Annotated in this window: 15 protein-coding genes and 4 tRNA genes; 17 read left to right on the top strand and 2 right to left on the bottom strand. The window is 52.8% G+C overall.

Translation table 11 applies throughout. The features are described from left to right. Positions 1-2: 2 nt before the first annotated feature. Together HMPREF0733_RS10510 and HMPREF0733_RS10505 are read right to left on the bottom strand one after the other, a co-directional pair. Positions 3-728, bottom strand: a complete 726-nt coding sequence (locus HMPREF0733_RS10510) for a response regulator (protein ID WP_013399296.1) — start codon at positions 726-728, stop codon at positions 3-5. Between the two features lie 48 nt (positions 729-776). Then, positions 777-1,973, bottom strand: a complete 1,197-nt coding sequence (locus tag HMPREF0733_RS10505) for a sensor histidine kinase (RefSeq protein WP_244864739.1) — start codon at positions 1,971-1,973, stop codon at positions 777-779. 278 nt (positions 1,974-2,251) lie between these two features. Between HMPREF0733_RS10505 and HMPREF0733_RS10500 the strand changes: the two genes are divergently transcribed. The 17 genes from HMPREF0733_RS10500 (at position 2,252) to HMPREF0733_RS10420 (ending at position 17,713) form a co-directional block, all read left to right on the top strand. Continuing rightward, positions 2,252-3,307, top strand: coding sequence for a 3-isopropylmalate dehydrogenase (locus HMPREF0733_RS10500; protein ID WP_013399294.1), 1,056 nt, complete (start codon positions 2,252-2,254; stop codon positions 3,305-3,307). 249 nt (positions 3,308-3,556) lie between these two features. After that, positions 3,557-4,654: a branched-chain amino acid aminotransferase gene (locus HMPREF0733_RS10495; protein WP_013399292.1), complete on the top strand. Its 1,098-nt coding sequence runs from the start codon at positions 3,557-3,559 to the stop codon at positions 4,652-4,654. Between the two features lie 136 nt (positions 4,655-4,790). After that, a complete protein-coding gene (locus HMPREF0733_RS10490) occupies positions 4,791-5,546 on the top strand; it encodes a fumarylacetoacetate hydrolase family protein (RefSeq protein ID WP_041322158.1) in 756 nt (251 codons plus the stop codon). 100 nt (positions 5,547-5,646) lie between these two features. Further along, entirely contained in the window at positions 5,647-7,161 is a 1,515-nt protein-coding gene (gene gltX / locus HMPREF0733_RS10485) for a glutamate--tRNA ligase (protein WP_013399290.1), read from the top strand. A gap of 182 nt (positions 7,162-7,343) precedes the next feature. After that, entirely contained in the window at positions 7,344-7,655 is a 312-nt protein-coding gene (locus HMPREF0733_RS10480; RefSeq protein WP_244864738.1) for a hypothetical protein, read from the top strand. Continuing rightward, positions 7,652-8,017 (top strand): hypothetical protein, encoded by a 366-nt coding sequence (locus tag HMPREF0733_RS10475; RefSeq protein WP_013399288.1) that lies wholly within the window; start codon positions 7,652-7,654, stop codon positions 8,015-8,017. The genes HMPREF0733_RS10480 and HMPREF0733_RS10475 overlap by 4 nt, the downstream gene beginning before the upstream one ends. A 253-nt stretch (positions 8,018-8,270) precedes the next feature. Continuing rightward, positions 8,271-8,343, top strand: a tRNA-Gly gene (locus tag HMPREF0733_RS10470). Between the two features lie 279 nt (positions 8,344-8,622). Further along, complete coding sequence (locus HMPREF0733_RS10465; protein WP_013399286.1) at positions 8,623-10,536, top strand: S-layer homology domain-containing protein; 1,914 nt, start codon at positions 8,623-8,625, stop codon at positions 10,534-10,536. A gap of 272 nt (positions 10,537-10,808) precedes the next feature. After that, positions 10,809-10,880 (top strand) — tRNA-Gln (locus tag HMPREF0733_RS10460). A gap of 20 nt (positions 10,881-10,900) precedes the next feature. Further along, positions 10,901-10,973: transfer RNA gene (locus HMPREF0733_RS10455), tRNA-Glu, on the top strand. Between the two features lie 147 nt (positions 10,974-11,120). Further along, positions 11,121-11,192: transfer RNA gene (locus tag HMPREF0733_RS10450), tRNA-Val, on the top strand. 80 nt (positions 11,193-11,272) lie between these two features. Next, positions 11,273-12,157, top strand: a complete 885-nt coding sequence (locus tag HMPREF0733_RS10445) for a hypothetical protein (RefSeq protein WP_013399284.1) — start codon at positions 11,273-11,275, stop codon at positions 12,155-12,157. Positions 12,158-12,304: 147 nt separating this feature from the next. Beyond that, positions 12,305-12,877 carry a peptide deformylase gene (gene def / locus HMPREF0733_RS10440; RefSeq protein ID WP_013399283.1) on the top strand — a complete coding sequence of 191 codons (573 nt, stop codon included), beginning with the start codon at positions 12,305-12,307 and terminating at the stop codon, positions 12,875-12,877. Positions 12,878-12,916: 39 nt separating this feature from the next. Next, entirely contained in the window at positions 12,917-13,858 is a 942-nt protein-coding gene (fmt, locus tag HMPREF0733_RS10435) for a methionyl-tRNA formyltransferase (protein WP_013399282.1), read from the top strand. After that, entirely contained in the window at positions 13,855-15,597 is a 1,743-nt protein-coding gene (locus HMPREF0733_RS10430; RefSeq protein ID WP_041321819.1) for an RsmB/NOP family class I SAM-dependent RNA methyltransferase, read from the top strand. Before fmt ends, HMPREF0733_RS10430 begins: the two co-directional genes overlap by 4 nt. Positions 15,598-15,678: 81 nt before the next feature. Then, positions 15,679-16,398 carry a ribulose-phosphate 3-epimerase gene (gene rpe, locus HMPREF0733_RS10425; RefSeq protein ID WP_013399280.1) on the top strand — a complete coding sequence of 240 codons (720 nt, stop codon included), beginning with the start codon at positions 15,679-15,681 and terminating at the stop codon, positions 16,396-16,398. Positions 16,399-16,639: 241 nt separating this feature from the next. After that, positions 16,640-17,713: an ABC transporter substrate-binding protein gene (locus tag HMPREF0733_RS10420; protein WP_013399279.1), complete on the top strand. Its 1,074-nt coding sequence runs from the start codon at positions 16,640-16,642 to the stop codon at positions 17,711-17,713. Positions 17,714-17,804: the final 91 nt, after the last annotated feature.

Below are 17,804 nucleotides of genomic sequence, written 5' to 3'. Positions count from 1 at the left end.
GCCTACGAAACGATCCCAGCCTCATAGGCCATAATCACGGCCTGAACCCTATCGCGGGCATCAAGTTTTGACAGAACATGCGAGACGTGGGTCTTAATCGTGGCCTCTGACAGCACGAGCGCGCGGCTGATCTCCACATTGGAAAGACCCTGCGCAATCAGACGAAGTACCTCATGCTCACGCGGCGAAAGAGTCTGCATGAGTTCCTGATGCAGAAGCTGCGGCTCCTCCTGAGGAGTGGGGGCAACACTGGCAGAATCCTGTTCCGAATGAACCTCCAACACCGGAATCATATGTTCCAGCAGGCGGCGTGTAGCGGAAGGGGCGATCACCGCATCACCGCGGTGTATTGTCCGAATCGCCCCCAGAAGTTCTTCGGGAGGCGCATCTTTCAGCAAAAAACCGCTTGCCCCGGCACGTACCGCCGCATAGACATATTCGTCGACGTCGAAGGTAGTCAGCATAATAACCCTGGAATCAGGAACGTTGAGCTCTAGAATACTTTTTGCAGCCTCCAGCCCATCCATAATAGGCATACGAACATCCATAAGAACCACCTGAGGGGCGGTACCTTCTTCAGCCATACGGGCATAGCTATCAACCGCCGCTGCGCCGTCATCAGCTTCGAGAACAACCTGCAGATCAGGTTGCGAATTGATAAGCATCTTCAAACCGCCGCGTACAAGCTGCTGGTCATCAACCAGCATCACGGTAATCTGTTCGTTCATAGGATTTCCTTTAATATGTTCTGTCACTTTTACAATACTGGGTTCCCATTACGTTTCGCGGTACGGCAGCCAGGCCTTCACGCTAAAACCACCCTGCAGATCCGGGCCGTAATGCAGGGTTCCGTCATACATTGTGATGCGCTCGCGCATACCCAAGAGACCGTTACCGCTGCCCGGCACGAAGGAATATGGAGCATCCGAGCTATTGTGATGCGCTGGAGCGCTGTTGTACACGTCCAAATACAGGCCATCTCGTTTCCACACAGCCGAGAGGGTAACGATCTCAGCATCGCGGGCGTGTTTAACGATATTGGTGAGCGCTTCCTGGATTACACGATATGCCGCTAGATCAGCTCCCTGAGGGAGGGCGCCACTTATGGTACCGGTAATACCAGCGAAGTCGATATTAACTCCTGACCTGCGAGCCTGCGCAACCAGAGCGGGAATTTCGTGAATTGTAGGCGCTGGAGCGTACATGGTGTCTTCACCGGTACGAAGAACCCCCAGAAGGGAACGCATCTGCGTGAGAGAATCGCGTGCGGTGACTGCAATAGTTTCAAGCGTCTGTTCCGCGATAGAGGCGTCATGCTCTTGAAGGTTAGTCGTTTCGGCGGGCTGAGTCGTCGTGGTCCGTATCGCGGCTGCGGCATACCTGGCGCCGTCAGCCTGCGTAATGATGCTGGAAAGTGAATGCGCCACAATATCGTGCATTTCGCGGGCGATGCGGGTGCGCTCGTCCTGCGCCGCAAGACGCCGTTCCTGTTCCTGCTCAAATTCGAGGCGCATCGCTCGCTCTCGAAGCTCATCCTGGCGAATAATGCGAGTACGCCTTGAATCACCGATAAACCAGAGCACGGAATAAATCGCACCGCATAAGGTTGTAATGATAATCGAGCTTATAACAGCGGCAAATTGTTCGCCCCGCGGAAGCAGCATGATAAAAAGCTGAGCCCCTACCGCAAAGGCACCAACCCAGCCCGCAATAAACATGCGAACCCGCAGCTTCTTCTTCCAGTGCCTGCCGATATGATAAGCCGCTACGCCTACCGGAAAATACAGATGAACGGGCAAAACATCCGGAATAAATAGAGTGAGAGCGGTGGAGACGAGAACAAACCAGATTGACCCATAAGGATGCCGGTACCGAAAATAAAGGGCGGTCGTATTGATGCATGCAATGAAAAAAGTAATGCCGCTATCCCTATAGGACATTGCAAGAGCTATGAGCAGAACAAACATCTGCATGAAAGCAACTACCGTGATATTAAACCAGCGGTAGTTCCTATCTATGTAGTTGTTAATTCGGCTCGTTAGATCCATGGGTTAAGTGTAACGTTCGCCCTCAAAACAGGTAATCACTCGGAAGGATGAATTTTGTATGTACTCGTGTAGGTCATGAGGCTGCAAAATCTGGAATAAGACCTCTCAAAACTGCGAGATTATGCGGGAATATATATGCCCATACTCTGAGAATCATGGCCTAAAATCTGCGCAATTGTTCGTGCCAGCAGTAGGGTAGAGGTATGACTACTGAACGTTCCATCAACCTTGCCGTGATCGCTGGCGACGGCATCGGACCTGAAATTATTACCGAGGCGCAGCGTGTGCTTCAACGCGCCTGCGAGCTTGATTCTATTCGCGTAGATTCCACCGACTATAAACTTGGCGCCGAGCACTGGCTTAAAACCGGCGAAACCCTGCCCGAGAGTACGATGGAGTCTCTCAAACAGCACGATGCGATTCTTTTCGGCGCTATTGGCGCCGATCCGCGCAGCGGTAAGATTCCCTCAGGGCTGATCGAACGTGAAATGCTTTTGAAGCTGCGCTTCTCTTTCGACCATTACATTAACCTGCGTCCCGCACGGCTGTACCCGGGGGCAGTGTCGCCGCTGAGCAACCCTGGAGAGATCGACTTCGTGGTGGTGCGCGAAGGTACCGAAGGGCCCTACGTGGGTAATGGAGGAACTATTCGCGGCGGTACCGATGCCGAAATCGCAACCGAAGTATCCATCAATACAGCCCACGGTGTTCGTCGGCTGATCCGGTACGCCTTCGAACTGGCACAGTCCCGCCGTAAGAAGCTGACCCTCATCCACAAAACAAATGTACTCGTACACGCTGGTCGTTTGTACACCCGTCTTTTTGAAGAGATCGGGCGCGAATTCCCCGAAGTGCAAACCGATTACCTGCATGTTGATGCGGCAACAATTTTCATGACCACCGATCCCTCGCGTTTCGACGTGATCGTAACCGATAACCTGTTTGGCGACATCCTGACCGATCAGGCGGGTGCAGTGACCGGAGGTATTGGCTACGCAGCCTCAGGCAATATTAACGCGGTAGGGGAGTTCCCCTCAATGTTTGAGCCCGTGCATGGTTCAGCCCCCGACATCGCGGGGCAGAACAAAGCAAACCCGACCGCCGCAATCCTCGCGGGAGCAATGCTTCTGCGGCACCTAGGCTATGAGTTGACGGCGGTCCGTATTGAGGATGCGGTCGAGGCTGATATGCGTGCCAACGGCGCCCGCACCCGAGGCACCGACGAAGTTGGTAACGATGTCTTAGGGTTCCTAAGCTAGTTAAGGCTGAGGCAGCTTACGCCCCGCCTTCGATTTTCACGATATGGGCGGCGGTGGGTTGCGTGTGCGTTGTGCCTATTCATCAGGTACTCTAAAACATGTGCAACGGGCACATCCGCCCCGTCGTCCGCTGGCGTGGTCACAAGCCGCACTGATGAGCTTCGTAAGCGATGCCGCTTCTGCCTCCCACCTTGAGGTTCGCGCCGCCGATGCTATTGGCAGAGAGAATTGACAGAATAGGATTACACCATGGCACTTGAATTTAGCCGTGAAAAGAACCCCGCCCCCGCGAGTGACGAACGCCGAGCCGAGATTCTTGCCGACCCCGGATTTGGCGACTATTTTACGGATCATATGGTCAGCATCGACTGGAACGGTGATTATAAAACCGGCGGTGAATGGTCGAATGCGCGGGTGCACGCCTACGGTCCGCTCAGTTTAGATCCCGCCGCTGCGGTTTTTCACTATGGCCAGGAAATCTTCGAGGGTATTAAAGGCTACCGTCATTCGGATGGGTCAGTGTGGACATTCCGACCTGAGAAGAACGCGGCGCGCCTGAACCGCTCGGCGCATCGTATGGCACTGCCTCAGCTGCCCGAAGAGACCTTTATCGAGTCCCTGAAGCAGCTGGTACAGGCAGACGAAAAATGGGTTCCCAGCGGTGAGGGAGAGGCGTTTTACTTCCGTCCGTTTATGATTGCGACCGAGGCATATCTGGGGGTTCGCCCTGCTCGTCACGTGGAGTATCACGTGATTGGGTCGCCTGCTGGCAACTACTTCGGTACCCCCGAGCCGGTGGACATCTGGCTGTCCACGAAGTATGCTCGCGCTGGTGAAGGCGGTACTGGCACCGCAAAATGCGGCGGTAACTATGCTGCCGCCATGATCGCCCAACTTGAAGGTGAAGAAAACGGCTGTAAACAGGTGATCTTCAAAGACCCGCACCGTAACGATGCTCTTGAAGAGCTGGGCGGCATGAACGTATTCTTCATCTACGGTAAAGAGAATAAGTTGGTAACCCCCGAACTTACCGGAACTATTCTAGAGGGCGTTACCCGTTCCTCGATTTTGCAGCTGGCGAAGGATCGCGGAATGACCGTTGAGGAACGCCCCATCACCCTCAGCGAGTGGCGTGACGGTGTGGCTTCTGGCGATATTACAGAGGTGTGTGCCTGCGGTACCGCAGCGGTTATTGCCCCTATTGGAAAGCTCAAGGCTACTGATTTTGAGATTCCTGCGGCTTCCGAAGGATTTGGCGAGATTTCCAAGAGCCTGCGTGAAGAGCTCGTGGGTATTCAGACCGGTACAGTAGAGGACCGTCATGGCTGGATGACCCGCCTCGTCTAATAACCCCCGGTTACTGCGCCGGGCGCATCCGTGAAACGTGCAGAGAGTGACTTTCCGACGATAAGCTCTACTTTTCAATCGGAAAGTCACTTTTTGCGTATCGAGAGGGGTGTGAATGACTGGTACTCTAGAAGGTATGCGTATTGCACGATTTACCGTAGATAACGATCTTCATTATGGTGTGGTTGAAGGAGGGGACGGCAGCGAAGTTTTGCATGTTCTCGCGGGCGATCCGTTTTACTCCGGTGTTGAAACCACCTCGAAGACTTATCAGCTTGAGGATGTTCGCTTGCTTGCCCCCATCATTCCACGCTCCAAGGTGATTGGTGCTCTTGCTAATTGGGCGGGTACTCCGGCTCCTGCCGCCCCGCAGTTCTTCATCAAGCCAAATACGACGGTGGTCGGCCCTGGTGATCCAGTGACTCTCCCCGAGTATTCCGAAGCGGTCAGCGTTGAAGGCGAACTGGCGGTTATCATCGGTCGTATTGCAAAGTCGGTTCCGCTGGAACGTGTGCATGAGGTTGTTTTTGGATACACTGTAGCCAACGATCTGACGGCACGTGACGTGATGGAGACGGACACACAGTGGACTCGTGCGAAAAGCTTTGACGGCTCAACCCCACTGGGGCCCTGGATCGAAACGGAGCTTGATACCGACTCGCTGAATATCACGAGCTGGGTTGATGGTGACGTGGTGCAGGAAGGCAACACCTCTGATATGCACTACTCGGTGGCGGAGCTCGTGTCCGCAGCATCCGAGATCTTTACCCTTCTTCCCGGAGATATTATCTTGACCGGAACCCCGGCGGGTATCAGCGTCCTTCGTGATGGTCATGAGGTCGAGGTTGAGGTCGAAGGCATTGGGGCCCTGGTAACCCGCATCCGCAGTTAGAGCCTAGTTTAGGCTGAGAGTGCTAAACATAGATTCCTCAGCGCTATAGGCCGCACAGCAGCATGATTTTGAGATACATAAGTTCAGGAGAAAACCTACTATGACCGAATATCCCGGTCCCGATCTGCACGATTCACGCGAAACTCGCGTACGTTTTTGCCCTTCACCGACCGGAACTCCGCATGTGGGCATGGTACGTACAGCCCTGTTTAACTGGGCTTATGCGCGCCATACCGGCGGTAAGCTCATTTTCCGTATTGAGGATACCGATGCGGCACGCGATTCGGAAGAATCGTTCAACCAAGTGCTCGACAGTCTGCACTGGCTGGGCATTAACTGGGACGAAGGTGTGGGCGTAGGCGGCCCCCATGAACCGTATCGTCAGTCTGAACGCAAACGTGAGGACATTTACCAGAAGGTTTTCGAGAAGCTCATTGAGGGCGGGTATGTCTATGAGGATTTCTCGACCCCCGATGAGGTGCGGGAACGCCGTAAAGCAGCGGGGCAGGATCCTCAGCTCGGCTACGATAACTATGATCGTCACCTGAGTGACGAGCAGAAAGAGGCTTTCCGCGCCGAAGGCCGTAAACCCGTATGGCGTTTGCGTATGCCCGATGAGGATATTACGTTCAACGACCTTGTACGTGGTGAGATTACCTTCAAAGCCGGGTCTGTCCCGGACTACGTTGTGGTGCGTTCTAGCGGTGACCCCCTGTATACTTTCGTGAACCCTGTGGACGATGCTTTGATGGGCGTAACCCACGTGCTTCGCGGCGAAGATCTATTGTCTTCAACTCCGCGCCAAATTGCACTGTACCGGGCACTGATTGATACGGGCGTTACCACATTTATCCCCGAGTTTGGGCATCTTCCCTATGTGATGGGGCAGGGTAATAAGAAACTGTCGAAGCGCGATCCCGAATCGAATCTCTTCCTGCTGCGCGATGCCGGATTTATTAAAGAAGGTCTGCTGAATTACCTGTCTCTGCTAGGCTGGTCACTATCCGCAGATCAGGACGTTTTCTCAGTCGATGACCTAGTGGCGCACTTCGACATTCACGATGTGGTAGGCAATCCGGCACGTTTTGACGTCAAGAAGGCAGAGGCTATTAACGGCGATCATATTCGTCGTTTGGAGGCGGACGATTTCCGAAACCGCCTGGTGCCCTATCTGCAGGCCGCTGGCGTTGTTGGTGAGGAACTTTCAGCACATGAAGAGCAGATTCTGACAGAGGCTGCTCCCTTGGTGCAGGAACGTATGCAGCTCTTGGGTGAAGCCCCGAAGCTTCTTGCATTCCTCTTCAAAGCTGATGAAGAGATCACGATTGCCGATGACGCCCGTAAACAGCTTAAAGAATCTGCACCTCAGGTTCTTGCTGCCGCTTTAGAGGCACTTGAAGCCCTCGAAGTCTGGGATGCGGCAAGTATCGAATCTGCCCTGCGCTCCGCTATCGTGGAGGGGCTTGAGATCAAACCGCGTTTGGCATTCGGACCGGTACGTATCGCCGTTTCAGGTGAGCGTATTTCGCCCCCGCTCTTTGAATCCATGGAGATTCTGGGGAAGGAATCTTCTCTCAACCGTGTGCGGGCTTTGGCTGCTGAGCTCGGGGGGTAGCCCGAACGCATAGCTGCATCTTTTCTGAGGGTAACCCGGTGGTTCACGAGTTTGCGCGAGCCACCGGGTTTTTCTGCGCGCAAGAGTCGGATGCAGATATAAGCCTTACACATTGTGCGCTAGAGGAATGTATGGCTCTCGGCTTATGCTGGTTATATGGTTGTGCATCGTGGGAGGTGAAGGTGAACCATAACAAATACATCGTGCGTGCTTTGCGCAAAGGAACCGTGATGGCATTTGCGAATGCATCAATTGTATTGCTTATTGCCACTATTGCGGATGCAGTGAGATCTATCTGGACCATTGTGATAATTGTGTTAGCCAGCGCCTTAGCGTATTTCGCGGCGTATCATGAAGCTAAGTTTGATGATGAACAGATTGCACGTGAACGCGAAGTAGGCGGCCACCAGCCGGGAGGCGAAGCCCTGGTGGGGGACAAACCCATAGAAAACGCCCAAGAGCGGCTGGAAATTGGTGAGGAGGATAAAGCATGACTCGACGCGATGTAACATTCGCCGCCATCATGTCTGCCGTAGCATTGGCAGTTTACATGGGCGTAAAGGTTTGGTTGGGCGGTCACTGGGACTGGGTAACCTTCGTCATTTGGGTTCTGGCCGCGCTTCTCTTTGGGTTTGGCATTATTTATGCGAAGTCGTTCTTGATCCGCATGGTAGATGAGATGACTGAGGATGGCGTAACGCCCAGCGAAGGGGAACGCCGCACTGGGATTGGTACGGGATCCGAACGTAATTCGCATGCGGAATCCATCGCGGATGCAGCCGTTGAGTCTTCTGCTGAGCACGCGCATCACCTGGGACATCAGCATCATCGTCGGCAGGAATCCTCAAACTCGTGAACATCCTGTAGCGTATTGGCGTGCTCTAAGCTTCTGTAAAGGGCATCATGTAGAAAATATACGTGCTTGCTATCATGCCTATAAGCCCTAGTCAGCGTGCTGTAGACATGGGGAAAATAGTGAGCTGGAGAATGTCAAGAAAAGATTTATGCGTGTAAGAGTTGCGGGCCATCAAACGGTACAGTATAGTATTTACTTGTGAGCGCGTCGGAATGAAAGATTCCGGCTCGTTATTTTGTGAAAACAGAATATTGCGGTTGTAGCTCAGTTGGTAGAGCACCACCTTGCCAAGGTGGATGTCGCGAGTTCAAGTCTCGTCAACCGCTCTGCGAAAGCCCTGAAGTAATCTTCAGGGCTTTTTGTGTATGTCGTAAGGAATCGTAAATGTTGGTTTATCTTCCGTGAAAATTCGGAGATTCTGCCGTGCTCCAAGATTTTGATGACGATAAGTCTCTAAGAAAATAAACGTCATAGATGATATTTCTATTGCTTTTTGGGAGGAAAGACGTGAATATAGGGGGTACACCTTCTTAGGTACTCCTACCCTAAGTTTTAACTATAGGGTAACTAATTTTTAGTGTCCGTCATTCTCTTAGGGAGTTTATATGGTTCTTTTGCTCACTAAAGCTCAGCGTAAGCCTTTCAAAGCAGCTACCGTTGGGGCACTTTCGATGTCGCTCATGGGGGCACCTTTTGCAGTGCCCGCGTCCTTTGCGGTAGAGTCTCCTGCCCCGCAGCAGATTACTGCTGCTCAGGCTCAACAGGTGCAGGGGATTCCAGGGCAGTATCAGATTCGCCATTCAAAGAACGGCAAAATCTTCATTGCTGGCTCTAACCGCGATATGTCCGTATCGACTATTGCGCGTCTGGATGAGAAGACTCTCCAGATAGAAGCAATAGCCACCTTACCTATCACCCGAGCCGGTACCGGATACAACGCTGGGTATAAGAATTTGGGTGCCTTTGGTATTGATGTTGACGATGAGAATGGCACCATTTGGGTTACGAATACTCGTGATAACGCTGTGTCTGTGTACGATCAGAATAATCTCAATCTCTTGTGGACCAACTACGGAGCTCAAGAGGGAGATGAAAGTTGGATCGAGCATCCGCGCGAGGTAAAGGTGGATGCTGCCTCCGGCAAAGCATTTGTGACGGGTCGTTACTTCGTATCTGCCATTGATCTGAAGACCCATAAGGTCGAGAAGATCAAAGTGGGTGGAGACGAAGAAGGTAAGCGCTATATCAGTATGAATACCACTATTCATGATGGTAAACTTTACGTTCCCGAGCGCACCACCGGCAAAATCTATGTGATTGACACGAGCACTTTTAAGGTTTTGCAGGAAATTCAGACCCACGCCGATGTCGAAGGCGTTGATGTTCTTCCTTCCGATATTGCCATTGATATTTCTGAACAGGAGATCTACGTCTCTGCACAAGGCAGTTATGACCGTCAGAGCGGCGAGTCTAAGGGTAATTCCGGGGTGACTGTGTATGACCTCAAGACTGGAGAATATAAGAAGTCTATTCCTTTCGGTAAGCAGGCACTTTCGCTTGTCAATGATGAAGATCGTGACCTCGTATACGTTACGGATTTTGCTACCGGTAAGGTTGGCGTGATTGATGGTCGCGCTGATCGTCTTATTGGAGAAGTGCAGTCAGCATCTAAGGGTGCCAACGATATTACCTTGGGTGCTGATGGTGAGGTTTATATCGCTAATAAGGATGGTTTTGCCCCCGATACGACCATTCCCTTCGGTATGGATTACGCCCAGGGAACGCTAACTTCCAAAGAAGAAACTGCTGATTCTATTACCAAGGTGAAGGTTACCCCGGAGAATATGACAGTGGAAAATCCAGAGGTAGAGGTCAAGCAGATCACCCCGCAGCAGGAAACCTTTGCGGGTTACCCTGCCCCTCTGACGGGCGGCGATAACAGGACCCTGACCAACGTGTCGTATAACGATATTGCTGGCAACCTCTTTGAGAACGACATCATCAAGCTGGGGGAGAAGAGCATCACAACCGGTTACCCCGATGGCGGATTCCATCCCTTGGAGAGCATCGAACGTGGAGCAATGGCAGCGTACCTATATCGCCTGGCGGGTTCTCCTGAATTTGAGGCACCCGCGGAATCTCCTTTCAGTGATGTTCCTACAACCCACCCCTTCTATAAGGAAATTGCGTGGCTGAAGGCAACCGGTATTACGACAGGTTGGGAAGACGGTACCTTCCGTCCTGAAGACTCAATAAACCGCGAGGCTATGGCGGCCTTCTTCTATCGTGCCGCAGGATCCCCGGAAGTTCAGCAGAAAGCAACCTTTACGGATGTTTCGGGAAGCCCCTTTGTCAAGGAAATTTCGTGGTTCCAGTTCTCGAAGCTCTCCACCGGTTGGCCTGACAGTACGTTCCGTCCGCATGACTCGGTCAAGCGCGATGCTATGGCAGCCTATATGATGCGTTACATGGGTAATTTTGATTCCGTGAAGGTTTCAGCGCCCGAACCCGCAAAATAGCGCATAGCAGGTGAGATGACTATCGTTGCTTAGCCGGTAAGTTTATATTGCCGCTTGAATAACATGTATGCGTCGGGTGAAGGCATCTCTTGGATGCCTTCACCGAATGGCGTGCATTCGGAGGTTCTAGAGGCTGGGTATAAATTTTGGGCAGACTTTTGTGACGACCATCTCAAGGTACGAAGTTGCATGATGCAACAAAGCACCGGTATAGTTATTACTCGTTGCGGCGAAAATCGTTGAGGTTTTACCGGAACAACATAATGAAATAGTGGGGTATGGTGTAATTGGCAACACAACGGTTTCTGGTACCGTCATTCTAGGTTCGAGTCCTGGTACCCCAGCGAGCATCACTCGATGCTATGGCCCCATCGTATAGCGGCCTAGTACTCCGCCCTCTCACGGCGGCAACACCGGTTCAAATCCGGTTGGGGTCACACTAGGAATAATCCTCAGATCACGGAGATCTGGGGATTTTTGTTGCCTTTTAACGGGACGCCAAATGCCCTTCTGACGCCTCAAACAAGGGCAACAACCCATATTTGACGCGCTATCTCCCCACTCGGTATAGTGTTTATCTGTAGGCGTGATTGGCGCAGTGGTAGCGCGCTTCGTTCACACCGAAGAGGTCACTGGTTCGAACCCAGTATCACGCACGAGTCCCCCGTTTGTACATCCGCAACGGGGGTTTTTGTATACAGCCCCAATCACTATCCGCAGATCAAGAAGGTACTCGGTGACAGCACCAGAACTAGCAAATCCAACCGATTACGGCCGCATGTACTCCCGTAAACGCGGCGGAGAGCTGCTAGTTCCTTCCATCACAACCGTTATCGGTCAGCACGCTACCGATATGAGCGGGTGGCACGGCTATATGGCTGCAAAAGCTGCTCTCGAAGACCAGAGAGCTTATCGTGCTGCCGGATCCTCGGGGCTCAAGTACGCTATTATTCGTGACGCGGCGGCCGCATCCGAACGGTACCGAGATGCTGCGGCTGAGCGTGGTGACAGGGTACATAATTACGCCGAGAATATTGCGTTACGCGCCATGGGAGCGGAACACAACGTCGAAGGATGTCGAGAACAGCTTATCCGCAACGGCGAACAAGCCTATGCGGATAGGTTCGATGAATGGTGGGACGCTTTTCGCCCTCAACCACTCGCCGCAGAAATTACTATCTGGAATAAGTCCGTAGGTTACGCCGGAACGCTGGACCTTGTCGCCCAGATCGCCGGACGAATCTGCATTATTGACTATAAAACTAAAGGCACCGACCGGCGAGGGCGTGTTAAACCCCTTGACGACAAGGTGGTTATGCAACTGGTTGCCGGGCTCAAAGCCGAAGAATCGCTGGTAGATCCCGTCGCGGGAACCTGGGAACCCTGGAAATACGGTGATGCCCCCATCCTGATGGGTGTGGCGCTGGGCGAAACACAGGTGGTGCCGCATCAGGCAAATCCAAAGATTCTTGAACAGAACTGGTATAAATTCTGTGCATTGCGGAGGGTCTGGGAGTATAACCGTACAGTTCACGAATTCCCGGACGACGCGCTCATGCCGGTAGTTCCGCCTCCTGTGGCAGGTCAACCGTCTTCGGGAGATCACACACAGGTAGCCTAGTAAACCCGGTAGAAGAACAACAAAATAATCACGAGTGTTCTATTTGGACGAATACCTCAGCCGGTACAATAGAATGCTGGTATTTGACAGCCCTTCACCCTATTTGGAGCATATCTGCGTACCATAACAAGCGCATCAGGGAGACATATGACAATTCTGAGTATCCGTACCGTAGGCGACCCCGTTCTTCGCAGCGAATGTGAGCCTATCACCGTTTTTGATCGGGAGCTTGCCAAACTGATCGACGATATGCTTGACACCATGTACGACGTTGAGGGAGTCGGGCTGGCTGGGCCTCAGATTGGTATCTCCAAACAAATTTTTACCTTTGGCGGCATTGACGGCCGCGAAGGATATATTATCAATCCCGTACTTGAGACCGGAACGGAGCCTCAAGAGGGAGGGGAAGGATGCCTGTCGGTACCCGGTATAAAATCAGATACTCCGCGCATGAACTGGGCACGGGTGAGAGGCGTAGACAAGACGGGAAAGCCCCTAGTGCTTGAAGGGGAAGGACTATTTGCGCGTATGCTCCAACACGAAACCGACCATCTTCACGGCAAACTCTTTATCGATCGCCTTGTCGGCGAAGATCGTAAACGGGTTATGCGCACCATCCGAGCTGCAGACTACAACAAGGTGGCAGCGCAGACCTCTGCCGAACGAGCAATGCGGGTTGGAGGAAGCTTCGGCGCCTCCCTAGGCAGCTTCAGAGCATAGACATACCTACCGTATTCCACCAGGTTTAAGGAGGCACCCATGACCCTCAAAATTCTCTACGCGGGAACCCCCGAGATCGCTGTGCACCCTCTCGATGCGCTTGTCCAGTCCCCGCGGGTTCAGGTGGTTGGAGTGCTCACGCGTGAGGACGCGCCGGTAGGTCGAAAACGCATCCTGACCCCCTCGCCCGTAGCACAACGCGCTGAAGAGCTCGGGCTGCCTATCGTTAAAGCGAACCGGTGGTTGCCGGAGACCCAACAGCAGATAGCCCCTCTGGGAGCCGAAGCTGCTGCCGTGGTCGCATATGGCACAATTCTGCCGCAACATGCGCTCGATATGCTTCCTTACGGCTGGGTTAATCTGCACTTTTCGAAGCTGCCCGCGTGGCGAGGGGCCGCACCCGTACAGCGTGCTCTCATGGCGGGAGAAAACGAGATTTTCTCGAATACCTTCCTTCTAGAAGCCGGGTTGGATACTGGCGCGGTCTTCGAAGAAGAATCCACGCTGGTGACGGAAGACGATACTGCCGGGAGCATTCTCACACGTCTAGCGCAAAGCGGGGGAGAGCTGTTGGCGAATACCTTTGTACGGCTTGAGGCAGGTGAGCCCGGAACCGCGCAGCGCGAGGACAAATCCGTCAGTTACGCGGCAAAGGTGACCAACGCCGATGCGCGCATAGATTTCACCCAAAGCGCCCACAAAATTCTTGCTCAAGTTCGCGCAGTAACCCCGGAACCTGGCGCCTGGTGTGAATTTTCGGGGAACCGACTTAAGATCGGCGGTGTGCGTCTGAGCGATCAGGCCGGTACCTTGGCTCCTGGACAGCTTGAACTTCGTGGTAAAAAACTCTATGTGGGTACGGCGGACGGCGCTTTAGAACTGGTACGTGTACAACCTGCTGGTAAAAAAATGATGGACGCGCTCGCCTGGGCACGCGGTCTCGGTAGCAACCTCGCCGAAGGAAAGGTAATGCTCTCATGACGGAGCGACGTTATAACGATAAGAATGGCTCACGGAATCCGCGAAATCGCGGTACATCATCGAAACGATTTGACGGTAAGACTAGTGAACAACGCCGAAACGAACGTGCCCAGCGCTCCCACGATGGCATGAAACGCGGCGGAGGTGGTGCTTCCAAACGCAATAAGAGTGGGCATGAGCGCAACCGTAAGCAGCTTTCGTCCCGTGAGTTCTCTGCGACTGCGCCCTCACAGCGCTCACGCTCTGCAGACCCCGCGCGCCTCGTCGCATTTGAGGTTCTCAACGCGGTAGCGCAAAACGACTCCTACGCAAATCTCGTGTTGCCCGGCACGATTCGTGCCCATCATCTTGACCATCGGGATGCGGGCTTTGCCACCGAACTCACCTACGGAACCCTGCGTAGCCAAGGCACCTACGACGCCATTTTAGCGCATTGTGCGGATCGTCCGTTAGAGAAAATCGGTACAACCACGTTGATTGTACTGCGTATGGGCGTTCACCAGCTCTTGAGTATGCGCGTGCCTGCCCATGCAGCCCTTAACCAAAGCGTCGCATTAGCCCGTGCTCAGATCGGCGGTGGTCCCGCGAACTTTGTGAATGCGGTGCTGCGACGCGTCAGTGAGCGTAGCCGTGAGGAGTGGTACGCCCGTCTGGAAGCTGATGCCAAGGACGACACCGAAAAATTTGCGCTCGCAAAATCGCATCCAACCTGGATTGTGCGTTCCATGCGCCAAGCGCTTGCGGCTCATGGCAGGTCTCCGGCCGAAATCCAGGAGCTTCTTGAGGCCGATAACCAGGCACCTGTGGTAAACCTTATAGCACTTCCCGGAATAGGCGACCTGCAGGAAGCCTTCGAGAAAGGCGCGGTAGAGGGCGAACTGGTGGAGGACTCCGCTTTATATTCTGCTGGCGATTTAGGCAGGTTGAAAAGTGTTCGTGAGGGTACTGTGCGCGCACAGGATGTAGGTTCGCAGCTGGTTACTCGCGCGCTTGCTGCAGCTCCTCTTGAAGGGCAAGACTCTGCGTGGCTTGATTTGTGTGCCGGTCCGGGCGGTAAGGCTGCACTGTTGGCGGCTTTGGGCGCGCAGCGTGGTGCTCGGGTGGTGGCGAATGAGTCGGCAGCGCATCGTGCAAAACTGGTTTCACAATCTTTACGTCCGCTTTCTCCCGACGAGTACGTTGTTCTTACCGGGGACGGGCGTGAGATATCCCAAACGCTTGCACAAAATGCTGAGCGGTTACCCGCGGGCATCGAGCCGGAACAGAAATTTGACCGTGTTCTGGTTGATGTTCCCTGCTCGGGGCTAGGCGCCCTTCGCAGGCGTCCGGAGGCACGCTGGCGTAAATCCCCGCGTGATATTGCCGATTTGCTGCCTCTGCAGCGTCAGCTTCTGGAAGCTGCGTGTGAAGTTACGCGACCTGGCGGTGTGATCGCTTATGTAACCTGCTCACCGCATGCTGCTGAGACTCAAAATATTGTTGCGGAGATACTGGAGACTGGAAAAGTGCGTCTGCTGGATACACAGTCGATACTTCAACGCGTTGCCTTGCCGAGCGATGAAGGACGAAGCGCTCTTGCGGGCGATAAGGCTCCCGGGTATCGTCCACAGGTGCGCCTTAAAAAATCCTCCTCGGTTCGTCAGGAAGATATTCTTGATGAAGCATCAACGACTGCACAGCTGTGGCCGCATATTCATGGTACTGATGCTATGTTCCTCGCACTTTTCCGTAAGAATTAGAATCGCGCAATGCAACCGTATTTTTAGTGCGGCGATTATTGTTATCCGAATATCCGTATGTCATGTTGAGGAGGTTTTCTCATGTCTGTTGCTATTAATCCGTCTATACTCTCTGCCGACTTTGCAAATTTACAGCACGAGTTAGAACGCATTTCGACTGCGGATGCGGCACATATTGACGTGATGGATAACCACTTTGTACCAAATCTGACGTGGGGGCCTCCGGTTGTTAAGCGTCTGCGCGAAGTTTCGCCCGTGCCTTTTGACGTGCACTTGATGATTGATGATCCTGATCGTTGGGCTCCCCAGTATGCCGACGTAGGCAGCGAATCGGTAACCTTCCACGCGGAGGCGGCTACCGCACCTATTAAACTGGCACGTACTCTGCGAGAATCCGGGGCAAAAGCTGGGTTGGCATTACGCCCGGCAACTGCCGTAGAACCATATCTCGATCTGCTTACAGAAATAGATATGCTCCTGATTATGACAGTGGAACCAGGCTTCGGCGGGCAGAAATTTCTTGATGTCACTTTGCCTAAAATCCGTCGCGCCGCATCAGCGCTTGAAGGGTCCGGTATCCCGGTGCGACTTCAGGTTGATGGCGGGATTACGGAGGAAACGATTGTGCGAGCTGCGGAAGCCGGAGCGGACTGTTTCGTTGCAGGCAGCTCGGTGTATGGGGCAGAAGATCCGCAGACCGCGATTGCTGCTTTGCGTTCTCTAGGAGAGAGTGTACGAAAGAAGTGGAGGTCACATCCTCACACCGGGATAAATCTCTCTGATGGATGCAGTTGTTCTTAAAAATTTGAGTGCATTGTGCGCGTATTGTGACGCTGTAAACGGTTAAAGCGTGAAATATTTTTGATGACATAATGTCTTTATAGCTTTATGCAATGACTATAAAAAACCTGTATTTCCAATGAAAAAACCACATATCGGTAAAAAGATTGACGATTCTTAACGTTAACCATGAGAGTTTTTCCTTGAAGTAGGGCATATATGACGGTAAGGTTAGGTAGAGTTTATTTGTCTTAGGAGAAATATGTCTTTTGAACACCCAGCGTCACTAGCTCAATTCATGGTAAATCGCCGTAACTTTCTAGGTATGGCGCTTGCCTCGGGCACTGCATTTACACTTGCAGCATGCAGCCAGGAATCTACGACTTCTGACTCTTCGGAATCTCCCGAAAGTGAGACTCGCGTCGTTAAGAATGTAGATGAGGAAGAAATTACGGTACCTACTAAACCGCAGCGCGTTGTAGTTCTCTCAGAACCTACTTTGGACGCGGTACTCGCACTTGGTGTTAAGCCTGTAGGCGCTATTTCTGGTCGCGGTCAGCAGACTGTGCCTAACTACCTCAAAGATAAGGTAGGAGACGACGTTACACTTGTCGGTTCTGTGTCTGAGGTTAACTACGATAAGGTTGCCTCCCTCACGCCCGACCTTATTCTGGCTGATTCCACAGGCGTGGATAAACGTTCAGAGGCATACAAGACTCTGCAGGATATTGCTCCCGTGGTGTATACCGGATACGCTGGCGGTGATTGGACCATCAACTTTGAGAGGGTAGCGGATGCTCTTAACCTGGTAGACCAGGGTAAGAAGGTTGAGGAAGACTACGAAAAACTTACTGAGCAGCTCAAGAAGGAGCTAGAACCTCTGTACGGTGATAAGACCTTCTCGATCGTGCGTTGGGCAGGTAACGGCCCCGCACTGATCTTGAAGGAACTCCCTGCCGGTCAGGTGCTTTCAGATTTGGGGCTGCAGCGTCCCCCGGCACAGGATCGTGAAGGGCAGGGTCACTCAGAGCCGGTCTCTTTGGAGAACCTCTCGGATATTGACGCAGACTACATGTTTATCGGTACTTTGGGTGGCGCAAGCCAGAAGAACCCGAATGTTCAAGGTGATGCTAGCGCCAATGGTGCATCAGAAGTTTTGAAGAAGGCAGAGGCCACATCTGGCTTCACGAATTTGAAAGCCTACCAGAACGAACATATTATTACGGTTGAGGGTTCTAAATGGACCTCAACCGGTGGTCCCCTGTTGATGAACGGTATTGTTGCGGATGTTCGCAGCAAACTACTCGAAAATCAAAACAATAATCAGGGACAGTAGGATTAGATTTTAGACGCGGCACCTCGCTTGAGGAGGTGCCGCATCTAGGCTCTTGAATACTCAACGACGAATACGCTGAAGATACACAAAA

The organism is Rothia dentocariosa ATCC 17931, assembly GCF_000164695.2.
Classification (GTDB): Bacteria; Actinomycetota; Actinomycetes; order Actinomycetales; family Micrococcaceae; genus Rothia; species Rothia dentocariosa.
The sequence above is the reverse complement of the archived record's forward strand: the minus strand, read 5'-3'. Positions and strand labels throughout refer to the sequence as shown.

What these genes read in the sequence shown, in the direction of transcription:
- fmt (WP_013399282.1), top strand. Translation starts at nt 12,917, where the DNA reads ATGACCCTCAAAATTCTCTACGCGGGAACCCCCGAGATCGCTGTGCAC.
- def (WP_013399283.1), top strand. Translation starts at nt 12,305, where the DNA reads ATGACAATTCTGAGTATCCGTACCGTAGGCGACCCCGTTCTTCGCAGC.
- gltX (WP_013399290.1), top strand. Translation starts at nt 5,647, where the DNA reads ATGACCGAATATCCCGGTCCCGATCTGCACGATTCACGCGAAACTCGC.
- HMPREF0733_RS10510 (WP_013399296.1), bottom strand. Translation starts at nt 728, where the DNA reads ATGAACGAACAGATTACCGTGATGCTGGTTGATGACCAGCAGCTTGTA.
- HMPREF0733_RS10505 (WP_244864739.1), bottom strand. Translation starts at nt 1,973, where the DNA reads ATGCAGATGTTTGTTCTGCTCATAGCTCTTGCAATGTCCTATAGGGAT.
- HMPREF0733_RS10420 (WP_013399279.1), top strand. Translation starts at nt 16,640, where the DNA reads ATGTCTTTTGAACACCCAGCGTCACTAGCTCAATTCATGGTAAATCGC.
- HMPREF0733_RS10500 (WP_013399294.1), top strand. Translation starts at nt 2,252, where the DNA reads ATGACTACTGAACGTTCCATCAACCTTGCCGTGATCGCTGGCGACGGC.
- HMPREF0733_RS10465 (WP_013399286.1), top strand. Translation starts at nt 8,623, where the DNA reads ATGGTTCTTTTGCTCACTAAAGCTCAGCGTAAGCCTTTCAAAGCAGCT.
- HMPREF0733_RS10475 (WP_013399288.1), top strand. Translation starts at nt 7,652, where the DNA reads ATGACTCGACGCGATGTAACATTCGCCGCCATCATGTCTGCCGTAGCA.
- HMPREF0733_RS10430 (WP_041321819.1), top strand. Translation starts at nt 13,855, where the DNA reads ATGACGGAGCGACGTTATAACGATAAGAATGGCTCACGGAATCCGCGA.
- HMPREF0733_RS10495 (WP_013399292.1), top strand. Translation starts at nt 3,557, where the DNA reads ATGGCACTTGAATTTAGCCGTGAAAAGAACCCCGCCCCCGCGAGTGAC.
- rpe (WP_013399280.1), top strand. Translation starts at nt 15,679, where the DNA reads ATGTCTGTTGCTATTAATCCGTCTATACTCTCTGCCGACTTTGCAAAT.
- HMPREF0733_RS10490 (WP_041322158.1), top strand. Translation starts at nt 4,791, where the DNA reads ATGCGTATTGCACGATTTACCGTAGATAACGATCTTCATTATGGTGTG.